Raw genomic sequence first — 20,608 nt, forward strand, 5'->3', positions numbered from 1 at the left:
TGCACGCATGTCAAAAACGATCATTCGCTTTGGTGTTATTGGCTGTGGACTAATGGGCAAGGAATTCGCAAGCGCGGCTGCTCGTTGGTGTCATTTGACACAGGTAGATTTTGTGCCAAGCATCGTAGCCGTTTGTGATGCAAACGCTTCCGCTACACAGTGGTTTCAAGAGAATGTCACCAGCGTAGAAGCTGCTTATACGGATTATAAAGAGTTGTTGGCCAATCCGAATATAGATGCAATTTACTGTGCCGTTCCGCATAATCTACATGCACAAATTTATATCGATATTATCAAGGCCGGCAAACATTTGTTAGGGGAGAAGCCATTCGGTATAGATCAAGAGGCGAATTCCCTTATCCAGCAAGCCATTCTAGAGAATCCTCATGTTATCGTTAGATGCTCTTCAGAGTTTCCATTTTTTCCAGGTGCGCAACAAATCGCAACGTGGGTGAATGAAAATAAATTCGGAAAAATCATTGAAGTGGAGGCAGGCTTTTGGCATTCCAGCGATTTGGACCCTACCAAACAGATTAATTGGAAAAGGCGAATCGCCACGAATGGCGAATATGGATGTATGGGAGATTTAGGCATGCATGTCCTGCATCTGCCATTGCGGTTCGGTTGGAAGCCCCAATCGGTCAGAGCGCTCTTGTCCAAAATTGTGCCTAACCGACCTGATGGCAATGGGGTTATGGTGCCATGTGAGACTTGGGATAATGCCATTCTCGCCTGTGAAGTTCAGACGGAAAGCCAGCAGTTTCCGATGTTGCTGTCTACGAAAAGAATTGCTCCAGGCCATGCCAATACTTGGTTTATACGTATTACGGGAACGGCATTTTCTGCCGAATTCACAACGAAAAATCCGAAGCAGGTATCATCCTTACCCTATACACCAGGAGGGGTTCAGGCTTGGCACGTGGCAGATGCACCCTATAAATCAGCCTATGCTACGATTACAGGAGGCATTTTTGAATTTGGCTTCTCTGATTCTATTCTTCAAATGTGGGCAGCGTTCTGCGATGAGTTGGTTCACACTGAGGTAATCCAACAGCCATTCTACTGCGCTACTCCTGAGGAAGCAGGGGATAGCCATATCATTTTTACAGCGGCATTGGCATCGCATCGAACAGGTCAAACGATACCCATTGACTGGAGGAATTAAACTTGTCCAGGCAGAGCCAAGCGGAAGTGATTGTAGCCGGACATATTTGTTTGGATATTATCCCAACGATTCGTGGCCAGCAAATAGGTTTGGATGCGTTATTTGTACCGGGAAAGCTTGTTGATGTTGGCAAGGCGGTGATCTCAACAGGAGGTGCTGTTTCCAATACAGGGATAGCTCTCTATCGCCTCGGCAGTAGTGTTAGTCTAATGGGCAAAGTGGGCAATGATTTATTTGGTGAAGCCATTCTATCAATTCTTGGCGGGCACAATCCATCATTAGCAACGGGCATGATCATAGCACCTAGTGAAAGCAGCTCCTACTCCATTGTCATTAGTCCGCCGCAGACCGACCGGATCTTTCTGCATTCGACGGGAGCAAATGATACGTATGCAGCGGCTGACCTGCACGTAGATCAGCTAGAAGCTGCTCGTTTATTTCATTTTGGGTATCCACCTTTGATGCGCAGCATGTATCAGAATGATGGTGATGAGCTTGCTTTCTTGCTGGAAAAGGTGAAGAGCCATGGGGTGACGGTATCTCTTGATCTAGCAAAGCCTGACCCTGCATCCGATGCAGGGCGCGCGGATTGGCGTGCAATATTAACAAAAGCGCTCCCTTATGTTGATGTGTTTCTGCCTAGCTTTGAAGAGATTGTGTATATGCTTCATCGGGATTGGTATGAAGTTTGGATGCGTGAATCAGATTCAGGTGACTTGCTTGCTTTTGCTACCGGAGACGTTCTTTCTGAGGTAGCGGAGGAGCTGTTGGCAATGGGCGTCGCAATCGTCGGACTAAAGTTAGGCGAGCATGGACTATATGTTCGAACGACCTCCGAAGAGGCTCGTTTATCCGCAATGGGAAGATGTTCCCCTTCGGAAGATGTGTGTGAGAATTGGTTGGATAACGAACTCATTTCATCCTGTTATCAAGTCGATGTTGCTGGCACAACAGGAGCTGGTGATTGTACGATAGCAGGCTTTTTATATAGTCTTATGAAGGGGATGAAGCTTGAGCATGTCTTGCAAACCGCAGTAGGTGTAGGTGCTTGCAATGTGGAGCATGCAGATGCGATAAGCGGAATTCGAACGGGTTCAGAGGTTTGGGAACGAATAAATAACGCTTGGGCCAAACATGAGATGAAGTTAGATTTACCTAACTGGGTCTTGGATGAGCAGCAGGTATGGGTCGGGCCTCATCACAAAAAAAGCCAAAGGAGCCGATAGTTAATGAAAAGAAGCCAAATTCGTCAAGCTCAGGAGCGGACGGCGCACATTTTGGAGTTAAGCGGAATTGTGTTGACGGAGGATGAAATTCGGTACATTGAAGTAGCTGGTTTCGGGCTTCAGCAATTGGAAGTTCAAGGTCTTGAGTTGGTTACCTATGTGAATACAGACCGTTATTGCGCGAAGGAATTAGTCTTGTTCCCAAGGCAGACCTGCCCAGAGCATCTACATCCTCCAGTAGGAAATGATCCCGGTAAAATGGAAACGTTTCGCTGCCGCTCAGGAAGCGTTTGGTTATATGTGGAGGGTGAAGCACCTGCCGTAATTAAAGCAGAAATTCCTGTCGGAAGTGAGGCTTACTTTACGGTATTTAACGAAATTGAATTACTTCCAGGTGAGCAGTATACCATTGAACCAGGTATTAAACACTGGTTTCAAGCAGGGGATCAAGGCGCGGTTGTTTCTGAATTTTCCAGCACCAGCAGAGATGAGTTTGATATATTTACCGACCCGCGCATTGAGCGGATGCCGCGAATCGAAGAAGATGAGTAAGATCAGAACTAACACGGAGGCTTTCAACATGCAGAACCCAATCAATCAACGACAGCAGCAAATTCTGGATCGGATGGCTGTCGATGGTGAAGTCAAAATGGCTGAATTAAAAGAAATGTTCGAGGTCACGGAGATGACCCTGCGCCGAGATATGGAGAAGCTGGAGCAAGGGGGATATATTAAGCGAACATTCGGTGGCGCGATATTAGTCGGCAATGATATTGCGCTGCACGAGCGGTCCGGCGTCTTTATAGAAGAGAAAATAAGGATTGGCAAACTAGCCGCGCAGCTGATTCAGCCCGGGGATTCTATATTTCTTGATGGCGGATCAACAACGCTTCAGGTGGCCAGGTTTATCCAGGTGAACCAGCATATTACGGTTGTCACCAATGCACTTAATATTGCTGCGGAGCTGCAAGGAAAGCAGATTTCTACGATCGTTATTGGCGGCATGCTGATGGGTCAAACCTCAACACTTGTAGGTCCAATTGCAACGGAGGCCTTGGAGAAAATGGCATTTAACAGGGCATTTATTGGAACAACAGGCGTGAGCTTGAAGCATGGCTTCAGCAACTCCAATATGCACGAGACGGAGATCAAGCGTCTTGCGATCCAGCAGTCATCCGAAGTGAATATTGTGATGGATCATTCCAAGTTTGGCAGGCAGGACTTGTTCTCCTTCGCAAGCTTGAAGGCCGCAGACCGCGTTATTACGGACCAATTTCCTAAGCAGGAATTATTTGACGCCTTCAAGGAAGAAGCCGTGGAAATTTTGGCAATAAACTGAATCCTGGGATCTTATAAGGGAAGCCGTCAACTTTGCTGCTGCAAGAGTTAACGGCTTCATGTCTGTTTAAGACCGATTACAAGGAGGTCAACTAGTGGAGGACGAATAAGTATAGCGTTGGTAAAATAAAGTAGAGATAGCTTATTAAAAATGTAAGGCGGGGTGTCATGGTCTTTCAAACGAAGTTTCCTGTCAAAACCATGTTTGCCAAGTTTTTTTTCGCGTATCTTCTTATGTTAACGCTTGCAATTGCAGTTATTTCGATTTGGTTATTTCACATTTTTTCGAACAGTTCCATTCGTCAAATCAATGAGCTCTCAGACCGGACACTGATGCAAGGTCAAAAGTCTACCGAGTATCTGATGAACCAAGCTATGCAAGTTTCGGCACAGTTATCTTTTGATTATCCGATCATACAACAGATGAACACCGCTGAAAGTGATCCAATTGTAGAAAACAATTCTTTGAAAAAGCTGAACGATATCATCTTCATTAATGAAAGTATTTATTCGATCGGCATCTACAATGGGAATAACACCTCGTTTTTAACCAGTGACTACCCGAATATCGATAACGAAGCTATTGAAATGTTGAACAATTCTGATCCTAAAACGAAAATCCGACTATTGCCCCGAAAATTAAAACTGAGTTCAGGCAAAAATCAAGAAGAAAATGTGTATTCAATTTTTTATTACAATAGGGATAAATCAACGAATGCTATTCTCAATGCGCTAATAGTAAATGTGAAAGAGGAAGCGGTTCGTAGTGGCATTAATCCGGATGACAGGGTAGATCAAGGTAATATTCTAATTGTAGATGCCACAGGCAAAGTGATTTCAGATCCATCAGGCGGCGAATTTTTAAAGGATTACTCAGAGCTAGGCTTTATTAAAAAGAGTCTTACGGAATCGGAATCGAACAGTTTCGTTGACACAAGCTTAAGCGGCGAAAAAGTATTGGTAACACATAGCTATTCTACTCAATTGGGGTGGCATTTTCTTCATGTTGTACCGTATCAAGCAGCGGTCGTCAGTATCAGCAGACTTAGGAACACGGTAATTTGGATCAGCTTGATTTTATTTGCTTTTAGCGGGATCGCCTCATTGTTTGTGAGTGGGAAGCTTTCTTCGCCATTACGCGGTCTTGTAGAAACGTTGGAGTTAATGAAAGAGAAATCAAAGAACAATTTGAAGGTTGATTATTTAAAAGATATCCTAGGTGGAGTAAAGGCGCCGCAGGTTTCCAGTGAACTAGAATTTGCATTGCGTGTGGATTTGTTTAAGGGTACGAGCATCCTGATTCTCAAAATTGATGAGCATTTTGATGCAACTGCATTAGAAGTGGAAGAGGTTGCAGATGAAGTTCACAATCAAATGAGGCTGAGCTTGTTGAATAGGGTATTCGATCTCTTACAACCGCACTTTTCCTATGAATCCCTTGTAATCAATAAAGATGTGGTTCTGTTAATCAATCATGACAACGCTTTCAATAGTCATAAGCATCTAGTGAATCTGATAAAAAGGCTGCAAGAACAATTCAGGCAAGCGATGGGTACCTCTGTCACCGTAGCATGGGGGACTTATGTGAATGATGCAGCGAATTATCACGCATCCTTTCAAGAAGCGTTGGAAGCAGCAGATTATAGAATGGTGTACGGCTTAGGCAGCATGCTAACGTATGAAACCGTCTTTGCTAATGTGAAGCATGAGTTTGAGTATCCACAGCAGCATTTAAAAGCGCTTTTGGAAGCAATCAAGCTAGGTAAAGAGGAGCTTATTTGGGGAGCACTGGATGATATTTTTAATGCTTTAAAAGACTGCCAATACGAATTGATTAAGCTATCGGTCAATCATTTATTGCTTACGGTGTTTATTACGACTGAGCTTTCGATACAAGATGTAAAAGATGACCTACTATCGAACTTTAACAATGCGGTTAGCAAACTAAGGCAATTGGAGACGTTAGAGCAGATGAAGCTTTGGTTCGCTCAATACATTCTTCATGACATGCAACGAATTAAGGAGAAAAGAAAGCACCTCAATTCTGACCTCCTAGAGCGAATCCGCGAATTCGTTGAAGGCTGCTACGCCAATACGGAGTTATCCGTTGAGATGGTTGCCAATCGATTTGACTATAATCCGATGTATTTCGGTCGGTTATTTAAGGAGTTATTTAACCAATCGTTCTCGGAGTACATCACGGAATTGAGATTAACTAAGTCCAAGATCTATTTGGCACAAGATCATATCGCCATCAAAGAAGTAGGCACTAAAGTTGGCTTTAACAACTCGTCTTATTTCGTTACGTTATTCAAAAAACATACCGGCATGTCTCCGAGCGAATATCGAAATAAACTAAAAATCTGATATCCAAGTTAAGTGAAGGCCGTCCTTTCATCAAGGAGTGGCCTTTTCTTTAGCGCAAGTATGTTTTTGCAATCTGGGTATGCAATTTATGAGCGTAGAAGTATGCAAATATAAACCATGTATAGTCTTTTTACTTTCACATTTGCTCAAAAGCTCTTAGACTAACGGTGTAAACAGCCAAGCAATAAGAGGACTGAGAAAGGTGGAGAGCCAAATCAGAAAAAGAAAATTCATCATTTTTGAATTTCTGCTCGATATTTCAAAAAATAAAGCTTTATATCTTTTTATGTTGCCTGGGTTGTTATATTTCATCCTATTTGCTTATCTGCCTATGGCCGGCATTATCGTAGCATTTAAAGATTATAAAGTAAATTTGGGCATCTTGGGCAGCAAATGGGTGGGATTTGATAACTTTAAATTCCTCTTCAGCAGCGATAAAGTGCTTAGAGTTACGTGGAACACCGTCTTCTTGAACGCGATGTTTATCTTCTTTCAACAAGCCATTGCCATCGTCACAGCGCTATTTCTGAATGAAGTCAGTTCCAAGTTGTTTAAAAAAGTGACGCAGTCCTTTATCTTTTTGCCCTATTTCATTTCATGGATCGTTGTAAGTGTATTTGCCTATAATTTGTTTGCTTCTGAAGGTGGTCTGCTTAATAGCATTCTTGCGTTCCTCCACATCCCAGAGATAGCCTGGGGACAGCGAGCGGATTTGTGGCCGGGCATTCTCGTATTATTTTCAATATGGAAGTATGCAGGTTTCCTGACGGTCATCTACATTGCGGCAATTACGGGCGTGAACACGGAGTATTTTGAATCCGCAGCATTGGATGGGGCAACGAAATTACAACAAATTCGTTATATTACACTGCCCGTTATTTCACCGACCATAACCATTATGATACTGTTGTCAGTCGGGCGGATTTTCTACGGGGATTTCGGCATGATCTATGCGCTCGTTGGTGATAATGCGAGTCTGTATGCCACAACAGATGTCATTGATACGTTCGTCTATCGCTCCTTACGAACCATTGGTGATGCAGGTATGTCATCTGCGGCGGGATTATATCAGTCGGTGGTTGGATTTATCTTGGTACTAGGATTCAATTCGCTTGTCAAAAAGTACAAAAGTGAAGGCTCATTATTCTAACGACGTTTAGGAGATTGTGCATGAAAAATAACTATGTGCAAGATAAAATCGTGACGTACACAGCGTATGTATTTCTATCCTTGCTGGCCTTGGTTTGCGTCATTCCTTTTTTTATCATGTTCTCTGGCTCCATAACGGATGAGAAATATTTACAGTTGAACGGATACAGTATTCTTCCTCATGTATTTTCCTTAAAAGCATACGCTTACATTTTTTCTGGAAATTCGTCGATAGGTAAGGCTTATTGGGTGACCATTTTTGTAACTGTAGTTGGTACCGCTTTCAGTATGGTCATCACTGGTTTGCTTGCGTACTCACTGTCCAGAAAAGAATTGAAGTTTCGTAATAGTCTGTCATTCATCGTCTTTTTTACGATTCTTTTCAATGGTGGCTTGGTACCATGGTATATCGTGACGACAAAGTATTTGCATCTAGGCGATACGGTTTGGGGACTCATTCTGCCCTATACGGTGAACGCGTGGAACATGTTTCTACTGAGGAACTTTTTCCGGGCGATTGACGATGCGATGTTGGAATCAGCAAGAATAGACGGTGCTAATGAAGTCAACATTTTGTTTCGGATCGTATTCCCATTGGCTCTACCTGGCGTTATGACGGTGGGATTGTTCTATGCGCTGCAATATTGGAATGATTGGTGGCTTCCACTCCTGTTGATTAATGATCAGAAGCTGTATCCGGTACAGTATTTGCTGCGAATGGTCCTATCCAGTATGCAGTATATTTCTTCTGGCGGTGTTGGCAGTACGTATGCAGCATCAGCAGTACCCGCAGAATCCATCAAAATGGCGATAACGATTGTCACTATCGGACCGATCGTCTTTGTTTATCCCTTTGTGCAAAAGTATTTTATCAAGGGATTAACAGTTGGCGGGGTCAAAGGTTAGCACGAAGTTTCGATATATGCGGTTAACCACCGTTTATATAAAGTTTTACCCAGAAACTATTAAATAATGGGAGGTTCAAACCATGTCAGGACTACAGACGAAAGGTTCCAAGATATTGGTTTCAACGATGATGATTACCACGATGGCTACACTTGCAGCCTGCACTTCCAATACGACTGAATCCACTACTGCACCAGCTACTCCTGCCGCCAGCACAGCTACAACGGCGACAGCTCAGCCTGTAGCAACAACTAAGCCTCTTGATCAAGTCACCTTAAACATTGTGTTCCCTGGGGATCCGCAGCCTGATCAAGCCACTGTCAATGCAGCGATTGAGAAAGCAGTCAAAGATGAGTTAAATGTGAAGCTCAATTATACGTACGTGCCATGGGACGATTATGCAACGAAAGTCAAAGTGATGACTTCGACAGGTGGAAACGTAGATATTCTCTGGACACATCCGGAGCTGCTTGCCCAATTAATCAGCTCTAATTCCGTTGCAGCGCTTGACGATGCGATTGCTAAGGTAGGTAAAGATTTAAAAGCGAATATTCCGGATTATTACTGGCCTGTTGTTCAAGTGAAAGGTAAGACCTACGGTGTGCCTGCCGCACAGATCGGCACAGCTGCCGGCTATGCCACATTCACGGTCAGAAAAGATCTAAGAGAAAAATACGGGCTGCCGGAAATCAAAACATTGGATGATATGTTAGCCTTCTACGCAGCAGTGAAGAAAAATAATCCTGAAATCATACCGCTGAGCCAAAGCAACACCTCCTTTGACTTAAACTTCAAAGAAGAATTCGTTCGCGGATTACCAAGCGGTGTTGGGATCGATATGAACACGATGAAGGCAGAGAATATGCTGGATACGCCAGCGTACAAAAAAGGTCTGGATTTCCACAGGGAACTATTCAACAAAGGGTATATTTCGAAGGATGTCTTATCGATCAAGGATTTCCGGGCGGCTTTTGCTGCAGGTAAAGCAGCTTCCGTGATAGGAGATCTACCGGAGTACAATATCAATGCAAGGACTGTATCCGCCATACCAGGCGCTCAAGTCGAATTCGTCAGAATTCAGATCACGCCTAAGGTCTTTCAAGAGGTAACCACCTGGAACTACCAAAGTATAGCGGCAGGAAGCAAGAATATTGAGAGAGCGGTTGCGTTCCTAAACTGGTTCCAAAAGAATCAGCAAAACTACGACCTCTTAACACTCGGGGTTGAGGGTAAACATTATGTCATCAAAGACGGTGCAGTGAACTTCCCAGCTGGCGTTGATCCTGCTAAACCACCTTACTTGCCGTTTGAATGGATCTGGCAAAATCCGAAATTCATGAAATCTAAAGGTACAGATGTGAAGGGATTCTTTGAAGCCTATAAAGACTATGATAAAGATGTGACCTTGAGATTCCCTGCGATGGGCTTCCTCTTCGATACGAGCACGATTAAAACGGAGGTTGCTTCCTTGGATAGCGTAAATGCTGAATATGGAACGGTCTTAAAAAGTGGTACTGCCGATGTAGATAAAGTGTTGCCGCAATTTAAAGAAAAAATGAAACAGGCCGGCATCGATAAAGCGATTGCAGAAGTTCAGAAGCAGCTGGATGCGTTTATGGCTAGTAAAAAGTAAGGCATGTAACGACAAGAAATCAGGCGGACAATCTGTGAAACTGATGACGACAGACTGTCCGTCTGTATTATTAAAAAGGAGATCAGGTGAAAATGACTCAACCAATAGAAAAGGTTTATGTGATTTCACATACCCATTGGGATCGCGAATGGTATCAGGATTTTCAAGGTTACCGTATAAGGCTTGTCTATTTGCTTGACGAGCTCATTGAAAAGATGGAGCAGGATCCTGCCTATCGTCATTTTATGATGGACGGTCAGACCATTGTCTTGGACGATTATTTGGACATACGGCCAGAGAACCGAGAGCGGCTTGTGAAGCTGATCCAGGATGGCCGAATCAGCATAGGCCCTTGGTATGTCATGCCCGATGAATTCCTAGTTAGTGGAGAATCGTTGATTCGGAATCTTCTCATCGGATACCGCCGATCGCGCGCTTTCGGCGCCCAGCCAGTGAAATCCGGGTATATCACGGATATTTTTGGCCATAACAGTCAGTTTCCACAAATCTTGCATGGCTTCGGGATTGATCACGCTGTCTTGTTTCGTGGATTCTACGGAGATGCAGATGCTTCTGAGATATGGTGGGAGGGGGCTGATGGTACTCGCATATTAGGGCTCAAATTGGATGAGGATCGCTCATATGGAGACTTTTACTTTTTTATCCGATGGCCATTCGCAGATCGGGAATTTCAATATGATCGCGAGGAATTGATCGAGCGGGCGAAAGGGATGTTGGACTACAAGTCCAAACGGGCTACAACTTCCATCATCGCAGGGTTTGACGGTGTTGATCATATCGAAATTGAACCTCGTCTGCCGTGGATATTGAAAACACTGAATGAAGCAGACATAGGTGCCAAGTTTGTTCATTGTTCCTTAGAAGAGTATGTGAAAGATTTACGTGAAAAAATCGGCGATCTACCCGAGTTTAAAGGCGAGCAAAGATCTCCTGGCTATAATGGTGTAAATAATTGGGTGCTCGCCAATGTGCTTTCTTCTCGGATTCATTTGAAAATGAATAATCAGGCTTGTGAAGTGCTCCTGGAGAAATGGGCGGAGCCCTGGGGCGTATTCACGTCGCTTCAAGGGCGTGCATATCCCAAAACCTTCTTAGCGAAAGCTTGGGAGTACTTGATTCAGAATCACCCTCACGATTCCATATGCGGCTGTTCGATCGATCAAGTCCATCGCGATATGATGTATCGCTTTGATCAGAGCAGACTCATCGCCGAAGGTATGGTAAGAGAGCAGTTGCTCTATGTGTCTAACCATCACGGATTATCCGACCAAGACGGAGACCAAGTCATTACGGTATTCAACGCTTCCCAAACCGATATTGACGGTGTGATTGAAGTTGAGTTCGCCATGCCTGCAATGTCAGATGCAGCCTCAACGATGTATCATTTGGGGGGCACTTCTTTCCGTCTATACGACCATGAACGAAATGAGATCCCCTATCAACTGCTGGAATTGCGCAAAAACAGCACCCGCATGTGGAGGCCTTATCGGGATATTCCGTATTCGGACACCGTGGATCGGTGTCGCATAGCCTTCCATGCTCGTGTTCCGTCCTACGGATATGCTGCTTACGTAACTAAAAATACACCGTTAGCTGCTCCTGGTCCTGGTGAATACCAAGCCCCTAACTTGACGGCTCCTGTACGCTTACTGGGATCCATGGCAGTAAACGCAAACACTTGGGAAAATGGGCGAATTCGCGTAGCCGTTCATCCGAACGGGACCATTGATGTAACGGATATGGAGACGGGGCGATGTTATGCTGGTTTATTGCTGCTTGAAGACGAAGCGGACATCGGTGAGGGCTGGAACCATGTGAGCCCAGTTACGAACGAAGTATTTACTTCCTATGGTTCTAACGCCCAAATTTCTGTTGTCTACGATGGTCCGCTACAGACACGTATTCGAATTCGCACTTCCATAAGCATCCCACATGCCATTCATCCGCAAGAAACGAGAAGGAGTAACGAGATTGTCACGATCGAAGTTACGACCATTTTGGAAGTAAGAAAGAATGATCCAATACTACGCTGTAGAACCTTGGTCAACAATCGTGCGCGTGATCACCGTCTGCGGCTGTTGTTTCCTTCAGGCCTACAAACCGAATATTTTCATACAAGTACGCCGTTTGATTATGTTCAACGAAGCATCGAGCAACACGACTATTCGGGGTACATGGAAAAGGCTAGAGGAACGGTGCCCCATAATGGGATCATCTCGATTGATGATGGCAGCTGTGGGCTAGCCGTGTACAGCAAAGGGCTATATGAAGCGGCAGTACGTAGGGATGGATCGAGAACTATCGCTCTGACTTTATTTCGCAGTACAGGCAAAGAGGTTCTCTCAGATGGCGGAGATGGAGGCCAACTTCTCACAGAGCTTGAATTTCATTATGCGATCAGCCCTTATGCTGTGAACGAGATGCACACTAGCCGTCTTTGGCATGAGCATCAGCAGTTCGTGGCGGGAATTCGGTCTGTGGACAGAAAACTAGGGAAAGTTGTTTATGAATCGCTGCAGCGTCGTGCAGCTGACTTATCACTTAGCCATTCCTTCCTTCAAGTAAGTCCAGCTGAGCTTCTCATCAGTGCCATCAAGGTTTCTGAGGATCGGAACGATAGCTATGTGATCCGTCTCTTCAACATCTCGTCCGAATACGTGGAGGGATCAATCAAATTCGATCGTAAAGTAGTAAGCGCTCATTACGTTAATTTGGATGAGGAATTGCAAAGTCAGGCGCCCTTCACAGATGATGTCATATCCATTGTAGCGAAGGCGAAGCAAATTATCAGCATTAGAATAAGGCTGTAGACACGAATCGTAATGAGACCGTTGGCTGCGTTTAATTGCGGCGGTCCTTTTATTGTATTTGATCAAGTTTAGTTGGATTTATCTTTAATTTAGGAAGGTGATCGGTTATGAATCCTTATCGTCCCCAGCGTAATTATGGCTGTCGCATCCGAGATGGGTTTAGTTATTACGGAATGCGTACGGTTGTCATTGAAAATGAACTCTTGCGCATCTCCATCTTGGTGGATAAAGGCACTGAAATCTTCGAATTCTTATATAAACCAATCGATATGGATTTCATGTGGTTGACCGAGAATGGCGTGCAAAATCCGAATTGTTACTTATCAACGTCAGATGATCCGATCGCAGCATTCATTGATTATTACCCTGGTGGATGGCAGGAAGTATTTCCTAATGGAGGGTCTTCAAGCAGCTATGGGGGAGCTCAGTTCGGCCAACACGGCGAAGTCGCACACATGCCTTGGCATTATGAAATCGTCGAGGATAGGGCGGAGAGAATTACAGTTAGATTCAGCGTTCGGACGAAGAAAGTACCTTTCTCATTATCAAAAACGATGTCCCTTGTAAGTGGGGATGCGAAGCTGTATATCGAAGAAGAAGTGGAAAATTTAAGTGGTTATTCACAACGGTATATGTGGGGACAGCATATCGCTTTGGGTAAACCCTTTCTAGATGAAAACTGTCACATACATATGCCAACTGGGGTGCGCATAATAACAGCAGATGCAAGTAAAAATCCATCGGGTCGTGTGAAGCGCGGGCATGAGTATGAATGGCCGCTTGCGTATAATGAGCTTGGTGAGCTTGTCGATTTATCACAGCTGCCTCCGAAAAGTACACCTTCCGAGATCGTTTATTTGACTGGCTTCGGTAATAAAGGGTGGTATTCGGTCGTAAACGGACAGAAGGGATTCGGCATGAAAGTTGAATGGGACGCGAGGACACTTCCCTATCTGTGGTACTGGCAGGAGTTTGGCGCGACCACAAGTTATCCGTGGTATGGAAGGCATTATAATATTGGGCTTGAGCCATTTGCAGGTTACCCTACGTATGGCATCGAAGAAGCTATTCGCAACGGCTCAGCGGGCTCGATTGCTCCCTTTGAGCATAAAAAGTTCACCATGCAAGTTAGTGTATTTACCTAGATGCAAAGGGGCTGTCCCGTAAGTAGGGGACAGCCCGTTCTTTCATGCGCTAAGCTTCTTTAATAATGTGGAAGTTTGGCTTCACTTTCGTGAAATTTGGATTCTCCCCGCTGACCATTAACCCCATGCCCCAGTCAAAATGCTCTTGCGTGGTCGGGAAATCACTCGCCTCCCGATATTGAAACAACACATTTCTCCGTGTTCTGGAGCTCTTATTCGAAGATGAACCATGGATCGTTAAGTAATTGAAGAATAGGACATCGCCAGCTTCCGCTTCACAAGGTGTTCCCATATGGATCGGATACTCTTTATGATTCAGGTAATGCGTGCCGATATGCTGCAAGCTTCCTGCAAGATGGGAGCCTGGAATAACGCGCAGACAGCCATTCTCTTCATCGGCACGATCCAAGTGAACGCTTGCTGCTAACATCGTATGCTTCTCATGCGGGAAATACGGATAATCTTGATGCATCGGGAAGGCAGCACCATTCTCAGGTGGCTTGACCAGCATTTTGGAATGATGGAGCTGAACGTTGGGCCCAATAATTTGTCTCAAAACTGCTACCATATTCGGGTGAATGACGGCTCGCATGAAGGAAGCATCGTGATAATGCACATCATGAAAGCCTTTAAGAACAAGCTTCTTCAGCTCTTCGGCAGGTAAATAATCCCCTTGCCAAGCATCATTTCTATCGGCTTTCGCGTGTGCGGCACGCAGAATAATGTTCTCAACAGCTTCTCGCATCTCCACAACTTCGGCTTCATTAAATACCCCTTTTACAAGCAAGTAGCCATTTTCTTTGTAAAAATCAACATCTTTGGATTGTATCATCGTACCATGCCTCCATTTTATGGTTGCTCATTAAGTCGCTTTCTATCTATAATTATAGGAGATTATGCCATAGTAATCTTTTTCAACAGAGGACATAGTTTTGCACAATAAGGACATTTTTCTCGAAAAGGTGAGGCTCATGTATCAGTATAAGGAAACGTACGCGATGTTGAATGAAGCTTTAACGGTCATCCAAGGTGCGGAAGCTGTCTTTAAAGTGCATTATTGGGGTGCTAATCCTTGTTTGTATGATAATCAACCTCATAAGCATTCTTTTTTTGAGATCTGTTACATTATGGATGGAGATGGTCTGTATTCAGAGGAAGACATGGTCTATCCACTTCGGGCAGGTACGCTTTTTTGCTCAAAGCCTGGCATTACCCACCAAATTCGTACGGAAAAAGGGTTAAACATTTTATATATTGCTTTCGAGCTAGATGAGACCTTATGTGATGATGCAATGCGTGAAACATTCAATGGACTTGCACTCCACGGTGATGCTGTTCTATATGAGGCAGATGATGTACCTACTGTGCAATTATGGCGATCACTTCTCATCCGAGAGGGGCATGGGAGTCTCCCGTATACGGCCATTCATTCGGTTGCCTATGCTTTGCTGGTGTCGTTCCCTGCTATATTCGGAAGGCAATCCAAGATGCCTGTCATTCGGCATAAAAGTACACATATTTTGATGAGGCGAGCCAAACTCTATATCCGTGATAATCTCTCGCAAGCACTTCAGCTTAAAGATGTTGCAAGCTATTTGAGCGTTTCGGAGCGTCATCTGTCGCGCCTATTTTCAGAGGGAATCCATGAGAGCTTCACGAATTTCATTCGGAGTGAACGTATTCGCCAAGCGGCCCACCTGCTGCTGAGCAGCGACCTACCGATTAAAGAAATTGCTGAAATGACGGGCTTTTCTTCCGTTCATTATTTTACTCGTACGTTCTTACTGGAGAAGAAGGTTCCGCCTGGCCGTTTCCGTCAAAAAGAGAAACGTTAGAATGGCTAACAATTTGCTACTTATGTAAATTCTACCCATACCGTATAATGGGATTAGTCTATAAACATTTTAATCAGTGAGAGGATGATTCCCGTGTTCAAGAAGTTTGCAGCAGATGCATTAGGCTTAAGTGATATTGGTAAAGTAATTAGTCCAGCGGATTTTGATAAGGTTGATTCTGATGATTATGTGATGCATGAGGATGGCGAGAAAATTTACTTCATTATTAAATCCAAGAAGGACGAATATTGCTTTACGAACCTTGCACTCATCCATTTAGATGGAGATAGTGCGATTAGCTCTAAGCGAGTGCTGAAACGTTTCAGCTACCACACACATGCGATCTCCCAAGTTTATATGGAAACGGCAGGAACGATCGATCTAGATGTTGAGATCAAATTCATTATCGGTAACACGAACTTCTCCATTGATGTTGATAAAAAGCAAATTGAACAGATCAAAGATTTGTACAAAGCTTTGATTAAAATTTCCGAGACAGTAGCTCATAATGACGAATTGTTCGAATACGCTAAGCAAAGCGTAGCTGTTGCGAAGGAAGCGACTGGTCGTATCTCAACACAAACGACTTCTCCTGTTACGCAATTCGATGCGATTACGGAATCCACCTACAACTGGTTAAAAGGTAAGCATACGGAGTTGAAAGTTAAGGATTTCGGTGCTATCTTTGAGCGTTATATTAATAATTAAATGCAAGGAAATTCAGTTAGATTAGTTTGTTTCCATATAATTGGTTGATTCTTACATATTTTTACTGCGTCCATGCAGACACAGTATGTCTTGTTGAGTAGTTGACACCACTTGAGACGATTTTCCATTCGATTTTTGAATGGAAGGTCGTCTTTTTGGTTTATGCGTAATCGTATAAATAAGCTTTGGCCCTTAGCAACCTTCAAACCTTAGCGATAAAATCAGCCGCTAAATATGGTCGCCTATCTCAATAGGGATTTTTTGTGAGAAATTTGAGAGAAGCACATAGTACTATGGTCTATGGGTGATTTTGACTAATGTAGTCGAAATTTGAAGGAATATCGATAGGAGGGAGGAGGCCTATATAAGTGAATTTTAGGTATATAAGTCTATAAGAGTATATAGGTTTTTATACCTATAAATAAAAAGAAATAGGAAATTCAAGCGTTTTGCAGAAAAAATAAAAATTATGAAGAAAATCAGGAGGTAACAGATGAAACACAAAATTAAAAAAACTTCGTTGGCGATGGCTCTGCTGGTATCGTTGGCACCTGCAACTCAAATCGTATCAGCGGCTGCGCCAACTTTTAAGGATGTAGATACGGCGCCATGGGCACAAAAGTATATGACCAAACTTGCGCTGCTTGACATTATCGCAGGCGATAACGCAGGGATGTTTAATCCGCAAAGTAATGTCACGCACCAGGAAGCTGTTCTTATGGCGATCCGTCTTATGGGTTTAGAGGAGGAAGTCAAGAAAGAGGGAGCAGTCAATCCTGCACTTTCTGTCGATGACTTCGCTAAGCCTTACATTTCGGTAGCGTTGAAAAAAGGCCTTCTCGTGGCACAAGAGGAAACGAACACGGCAGGATGGGGTCGGCAGACATCAAGCCGTGAATGGACGATCAAGCTTATTATTCGGGCAATTAATCGTGAGTCAGATGCAGGCCGATTGTCTGAAAGATCAACCTTGTTTAGCGATGTGGAAGATTTTACACCATCTTACAAAGGTTACATCAACGCGGGAGTCAGTCTGAACATCGTAGAAGGCTTTGCCGATAATAAGTTTAAACCGATGGACCTCGTAACGCGGGCTCAGATGGCGGCAATGCTAAGCAATGCGTTGCCCTATTTAACGAATGGAATGGAAAGCTCCATGGCAGGCGTGTCCAATAGTGTAACTAACGGCATTATATCGGCGATTACGAATGATTCGGTATCGGTAACGCTCGGTTCAGAGACAAAAAAGCTGAGTCTTACTTCGGAAACGCAATATTTCGACACAAATTCTTCACAACAACTAAGTTTTGATGCTTTGAAGGTAGGACTGCTTGTATCAATCGTGAACAAAGAGAGTAAAGCATATTTGATTGAGGTTTCTTCAGGAGTAAAAGAGCAGCCGAAAGAACCGTCTGCTGTGCAGGGTGCAATTGGACCAGCTGGACCAGTAGGTCCAATTGGTCCTGTAGGCCCAGTTGGACCTGCAGGTGTGAAAGGTGAGAAAGGTGAACATGGTGAGACAGGATCAACAGGAGCACAAGGCATCCAAGGTGCAACAGGATCAACAGGAGCGCAAGGTCTCCAAGGTGCAACAGGAGCAACCGGAGCCCAAGGCGTAATGGGAGCAACAGGAGCCCAAGGCGTAATGGGAGCAACCGGAGCCCAAGGCGTAACAGGAGCAACTGGAGCGCAAGGCATAACGGGAGCAATTGGAGCGCAAGGCGTAACGGGAGCAACTGGAGCGCAAGGCGTAACAGGAGCAATCGGAGCCCAAGGTGCAACCGGAGCAACCGGAGCGCAAGGCGTAACAGGAGCAACTGGAGCGCAAGGCGTAACGGGAGTAACCGGAGCGCAAGGCGTAACAGGAGCAACCGGAGCCCAAGGCGTAACGGGAGTAACCGGAGCGCAAGGCGTAACAGGAGCAATTGGAGCGCAAGGCGTAACGGGAGCAACAGGGGCACAAGGCGTAACGGGAGTAACCGGAGCGCAAGGCGTAACAGGAGCAATTGGAGCGCAAGGCGTAACGGGAGCAACTGGAGCGCAAGGCGTAACGGGAGTAACCGGAGCGCAAGGCGTAACAGGAGCAACCGGAGAGCAAGGCGTAACAGGAGCAACCGGAGCTCAAGGCGTAACGGGAGTAACCGGAGCGCAAGGCATAACGGGAGCAACAGGAGCCCAAGGCGTAACGGGAGCAACTGGAGCGCAAGGCATAACAGGAGCAACTGGAGCGCAAGGCATAACAGGAGCAACCGGATCAGCAGGAGTTACAGGAGCCACAGGAGCCCAAGGCGTAACCGGAGCAACCGGTGCTACCGGAGCCCAAGGTATAACAGGAGCGACTGGAGCGGCTGGCGCAGGCGGCTTGACCACTTTTGGCTATTTGTATAGTGTGTTGCCATCGGGGGCGCTGTATCCAGGTAATTCAGTTTTACCGTTGAATACACGTGGTTATGTAACGTCTGGCATTGATGATATGCAGTTTGCGTCTTTTATGGGACAAATTGACATAGCTCAAGACGGAATTTATGAGATCAGCTATCAAGTATCGGCAACTACTGGAATCGGAGCTCGGATAGCGCTTAAGATAAATGGATTAATAGATCCTAGCACATGCATCCCGATTCTATCCAATAATAGCCAGATTTCGAATAAAATCATTTTGCAATTGAGCGCGGGTAGTACTATAAACCTAGTGAATGATTCAACTAGTCCAATAATATTTGCGTCATCGCCTGCAGTAGGGGTCTCTATCGTAATTGAAAAAATCGCTTCTATTATACCTGTTTAAAGAAAAACTAGTACAAGGTTCCGAAGGGCAGGAAGCTCAGGACAGATGGGAGAAGATGCAATGCACAAAAAGCGAACCAAGATATGGACCCGCACTTTAGCTAGTTGTTTACTCATGACTTCGGCCTTTACTTATGGCAATGCCATTCAGGCAACGAATGTAACCGAACAATTGGCATCCGATGCACCTTTGAGTCTCCTGGTTGATTCAGGAGGCCCGCATTTGAATGATGTTCAATCGGCGGTATATGGCACGTTGCCGCCAATAATTTCTAATGTAACGGCAGTAACCTATTCAGTTTATGGAACGGAAGAGCCCCGTATTCGCATGGGCTTCGGGCAGGGCATGGCTATTGACGATCGTGGAGCGCTTTGGGTCTGGGGCTCAGTCCAGTCTCAGGGTGGAAACTCGTATCAGACGCCGAAGCTGATTGCTGGTATGGATCATGATGTGGTCGATGCCTTTATAGGAACTCATAATGTGGTCTTGAAAAATGATGGTACCGTATGGACATGGGGTGACAATCGTTTCGGGCAGTTGGGCGACGGTACAACTGTATCCCGTGAGACGGCGGAACAAGTTCCTACTCTTAGCGATATAACAGCAATTTCTGCGGGAGAATCGTACATCTTAGCGTTGAAAAAGGACGGAACAGTATGGGCTTGGGGGTCCAATGAATTTGGCGAGCTAGGGGTGGGTGCGACTACTCAGCAAACCGTTCCCATGCAGGTTCAAGGTCTGAACGATGTGATGTCCGTTTCAGCTGCGGGATGGCATAATCTGGCGTTAACAAAAGACGGCACGGTGTGGGCCTGGGGCGCTAACGGCCAAGGACAACTGGGCGACGGCACGTCAAGCTCTCGCAACATCCCCTTCCAGATTGACGGTATTCACGGAGTGAAAGCGGTCAGTGCTGGGTATGATCATTCGCTCGCATTGTTGAACGATGGTACGGTGTGGGCTTGGGGGCATAACGAATATGGCGAGCTTGGCGATAAGACGAATAAAGGACATGCTGCTCCCGTACAGGTTGCTGGCCTCGCTCAAGTGGCCTCGATTTCTGCCGGAGAATGGTACAGCATGGCGCTGAAGGAAGACGGTACGGTGTGGGCGTGGGGTTCGAACAGCTATGGGCAGCTTGGCAACGGTACGCCTGGCCATCAAAACAGTCCTGTGCAAGTTCCCGGCATTGCCGCCAGTCAAATCTCCGCAGGCTTCTATGCAAGCGGAGCACTCGGGACCAACGGCGGGTATTACACATGGGGCTCCAACATATTCGGTCAATTAGGCAATCAAGAGGAGAATCTGCAGCTTTATCCGCAAGGAATAAATGGATTGAATTCAAAAGCGTCCAGGGAGAATTAATTAAGAAAGAAGCTGCGGTCTGCAATTGCTGCGACTGCAGCTGTTTTTTCATGTAGGAACAAGACTATGTCGAATAACAACTCGGAGCGTGATTTGGTATGATAACGGACATCGTCCTGCTGGCTCAGCATTTTGAAGCTATGCAAGAATGC

At 45.1% G+C, this 20,608-nt stretch carries 16 protein-coding genes; 14 read left to right on the plus strand and 2 right to left on the minus strand.

Annotated elements, in window-relative coordinates:
• Nucleotides 1-7 precede the first annotated feature (7 nt).
• The 10 genes from ASL11_RS22755 (at nucleotide 8) to ASL11_RS22800 (ending at nucleotide 13,760) form a co-directional block, all read left to right on the plus strand.
• Nucleotides 8-1,165: a Gfo/Idh/MocA family protein gene (locus ASL11_RS22755; protein ID WP_056620125.1), complete on the plus strand. Its 1,158-nt coding sequence runs from the start codon at nucleotides 8-10 to the stop codon at nucleotides 1,163-1,165.
• Nucleotides 1,166-1,167: 2 nt separating this feature from the next.
• Nucleotides 1,168-2,391, plus strand: a complete 1,224-nt coding sequence (locus ASL11_RS22760) for a carbohydrate kinase family protein (protein ID WP_056620127.1) — start codon at nucleotides 1,168-1,170, stop codon at nucleotides 2,389-2,391.
• Nucleotides 2,392-2,394: 3 nt separating this feature from the next.
• Nucleotides 2,395-2,943, plus strand: coding sequence for a D-lyxose/D-mannose family sugar isomerase (locus ASL11_RS22765; protein WP_056620129.1), 549 nt, complete (start codon nucleotides 2,395-2,397; stop codon nucleotides 2,941-2,943).
• A 28-nt stretch (nucleotides 2,944-2,971) separates the two neighbouring features.
• The gene (locus tag ASL11_RS22770; RefSeq protein ID WP_056620131.1) at nucleotides 2,972-3,730 is read left to right on the plus strand and encodes a DeoR/GlpR family DNA-binding transcription regulator; all 759 of its coding nucleotides are present in this window, start codon (nucleotides 2,972-2,974) and stop codon (nucleotides 3,728-3,730) included.
• A gap of 167 nt (nucleotides 3,731-3,897) precedes the next feature.
• A complete protein-coding gene (locus ASL11_RS22775) occupies nucleotides 3,898-6,096 on the plus strand; it encodes a helix-turn-helix domain-containing protein (RefSeq protein WP_056620133.1) in 2,199 nt (732 codons plus the stop codon).
• A gap of 202 nt (nucleotides 6,097-6,298) precedes the next feature.
• Entirely contained in the window at nucleotides 6,299-7,246 is a 948-nt protein-coding gene (locus ASL11_RS22780; protein WP_235550540.1) for an ABC transporter permease, read from the plus strand.
• A 20-nt stretch (nucleotides 7,247-7,266) separates the two neighbouring features.
• Nucleotides 7,267-8,151: a carbohydrate ABC transporter permease gene (locus ASL11_RS22785; RefSeq protein WP_063795659.1), complete on the plus strand. Its 885-nt coding sequence runs from the start codon at nucleotides 7,267-7,269 to the stop codon at nucleotides 8,149-8,151.
• An 82-nt stretch (nucleotides 8,152-8,233) separates the two neighbouring features.
• Nucleotides 8,234-9,784 carry an ABC transporter substrate-binding protein gene (locus tag ASL11_RS22790; RefSeq protein ID WP_056620136.1) on the plus strand — a complete coding sequence of 517 codons (1,551 nt, stop codon included), beginning with the start codon at nucleotides 8,234-8,236 and terminating at the stop codon, nucleotides 9,782-9,784.
• 92 nt (nucleotides 9,785-9,876) lie between these two features.
• Nucleotides 9,877-12,615 carry an alpha-mannosidase gene (locus tag ASL11_RS22795; protein ID WP_056620139.1) on the plus strand — a complete coding sequence of 913 codons (2,739 nt, stop codon included), beginning with the start codon at nucleotides 9,877-9,879 and terminating at the stop codon, nucleotides 12,613-12,615.
• A gap of 107 nt (nucleotides 12,616-12,722) precedes the next feature.
• Complete coding sequence (locus tag ASL11_RS22800; protein ID WP_056620142.1) at nucleotides 12,723-13,760, plus strand: DUF4432 family protein; 1,038 nt, start codon at nucleotides 12,723-12,725, stop codon at nucleotides 13,758-13,760.
• A gap of 49 nt (nucleotides 13,761-13,809) precedes the next feature.
• Here the strand turns inward: ASL11_RS22800 and ASL11_RS22805 are convergent, their stop codons facing one another.
• Complete coding sequence (locus tag ASL11_RS22805; protein ID WP_056620145.1) at nucleotides 13,810-14,592, minus strand: phytanoyl-CoA dioxygenase family protein; 783 nt, start codon at nucleotides 14,590-14,592, stop codon at nucleotides 13,810-13,812.
• Between the two features lie 139 nt (nucleotides 14,593-14,731).
• Between ASL11_RS22805 and ASL11_RS22810 the strand changes: the two genes are divergently transcribed.
• From ASL11_RS22810 to ASL11_RS22825, 4 genes are all read left to right on the plus strand, one after another.
• Nucleotides 14,732-15,595 carry an AraC family transcriptional regulator gene (locus ASL11_RS22810; protein ID WP_056620150.1) on the plus strand — a complete coding sequence of 288 codons (864 nt, stop codon included), beginning with the start codon at nucleotides 14,732-14,734 and terminating at the stop codon, nucleotides 15,593-15,595.
• Between the two features lie 93 nt (nucleotides 15,596-15,688).
• The gene (locus ASL11_RS22815) at nucleotides 15,689-16,303 is read left to right on the plus strand and encodes a PH domain-containing protein (RefSeq protein ID WP_056620153.1); all 615 of its coding nucleotides are present in this window, start codon (nucleotides 15,689-15,691) and stop codon (nucleotides 16,301-16,303) included.
• A gap of 493 nt (nucleotides 16,304-16,796) precedes the next feature.
• Nucleotides 16,797-19,091 (plus strand): S-layer homology domain-containing protein, encoded by a 2,295-nt coding sequence (locus tag ASL11_RS38035; protein ID WP_082595707.1) that lies wholly within the window; start codon nucleotides 16,797-16,799, stop codon nucleotides 19,089-19,091.
• Nucleotides 19,092-19,151: 60 nt separating this feature from the next.
• The gene (locus ASL11_RS22825; protein WP_162261670.1) at nucleotides 19,152-20,456 is read left to right on the plus strand and encodes an RCC1-like domain-containing protein; all 1,305 of its coding nucleotides are present in this window, start codon (nucleotides 19,152-19,154) and stop codon (nucleotides 20,454-20,456) included.
• On the opposite strand, the gene ASL11_RS36995 is transcribed toward ASL11_RS22825, so the two are convergent.
• Nucleotides 20,453-20,602 carry a hypothetical protein gene (locus tag ASL11_RS36995; RefSeq protein ID WP_162261671.1) on the minus strand — a complete coding sequence of 50 codons (150 nt, stop codon included), beginning with the start codon at nucleotides 20,600-20,602 and terminating at the stop codon, nucleotides 20,453-20,455. The genes ASL11_RS22825 and ASL11_RS36995 overlap by 4 nt on opposite strands.
• Nucleotides 20,603-20,608: the final 6 nt, after the last annotated feature.

The sequence above is a fragment of the Paenibacillus sp. Soil750 genome (genome assembly GCF_001428045.1).
Classification (GTDB): domain Bacteria; phylum Bacillota; class Bacilli; order Paenibacillales; family NBRC-103111; genus Paenibacillus_E; species Paenibacillus_E allorhizoplanae.

Coding starts and splice junctions, on each gene's coding strand:
- ASL11_RS22775 (WP_056620133.1), top strand. CDS start 3,898: ATGGTCTTTCAAACGAAGTTTCCTGTCAAAACCATGTTTGCCAAGTTT.
- ASL11_RS22785 (WP_063795659.1), top strand. CDS start 7,267: ATGAAAAATAACTATGTGCAAGATAAAATCGTGACGTACACAGCGTAT.
- ASL11_RS22795 (WP_056620139.1), top strand. CDS start 9,877: ATGACTCAACCAATAGAAAAGGTTTATGTGATTTCACATACCCATTGG.
- ASL11_RS22800 (WP_056620142.1), top strand. CDS start 12,723: ATGAATCCTTATCGTCCCCAGCGTAATTATGGCTGTCGCATCCGAGAT.
- ASL11_RS22765 (WP_056620129.1), top strand. CDS start 2,395: ATGAAAAGAAGCCAAATTCGTCAAGCTCAGGAGCGGACGGCGCACATT.
- ASL11_RS22755 (WP_056620125.1), top strand. CDS start 8: ATGTCAAAAACGATCATTCGCTTTGGTGTTATTGGCTGTGGACTAATG.
- ASL11_RS22810 (WP_056620150.1), top strand. CDS start 14,732: ATGTATCAGTATAAGGAAACGTACGCGATGTTGAATGAAGCTTTAACG.
- ASL11_RS22825 (WP_162261670.1), top strand. CDS start 19,152: ATGCACAAAAAGCGAACCAAGATATGGACCCGCACTTTAGCTAGTTGT.
- ASL11_RS38035 (WP_082595707.1), top strand. CDS start 16,797: ATGAAACACAAAATTAAAAAAACTTCGTTGGCGATGGCTCTGCTGGTA.
- ASL11_RS22790 (WP_056620136.1), top strand. CDS start 8,234: ATGTCAGGACTACAGACGAAAGGTTCCAAGATATTGGTTTCAACGATG.
- ASL11_RS22770 (WP_056620131.1), top strand. CDS start 2,972: ATGCAGAACCCAATCAATCAACGACAGCAGCAAATTCTGGATCGGATG.
- ASL11_RS22805 (WP_056620145.1), bottom strand. CDS start 14,592: ATGATACAATCCAAAGATGTTGATTTTTACAAAGAAAATGGCTACTTG.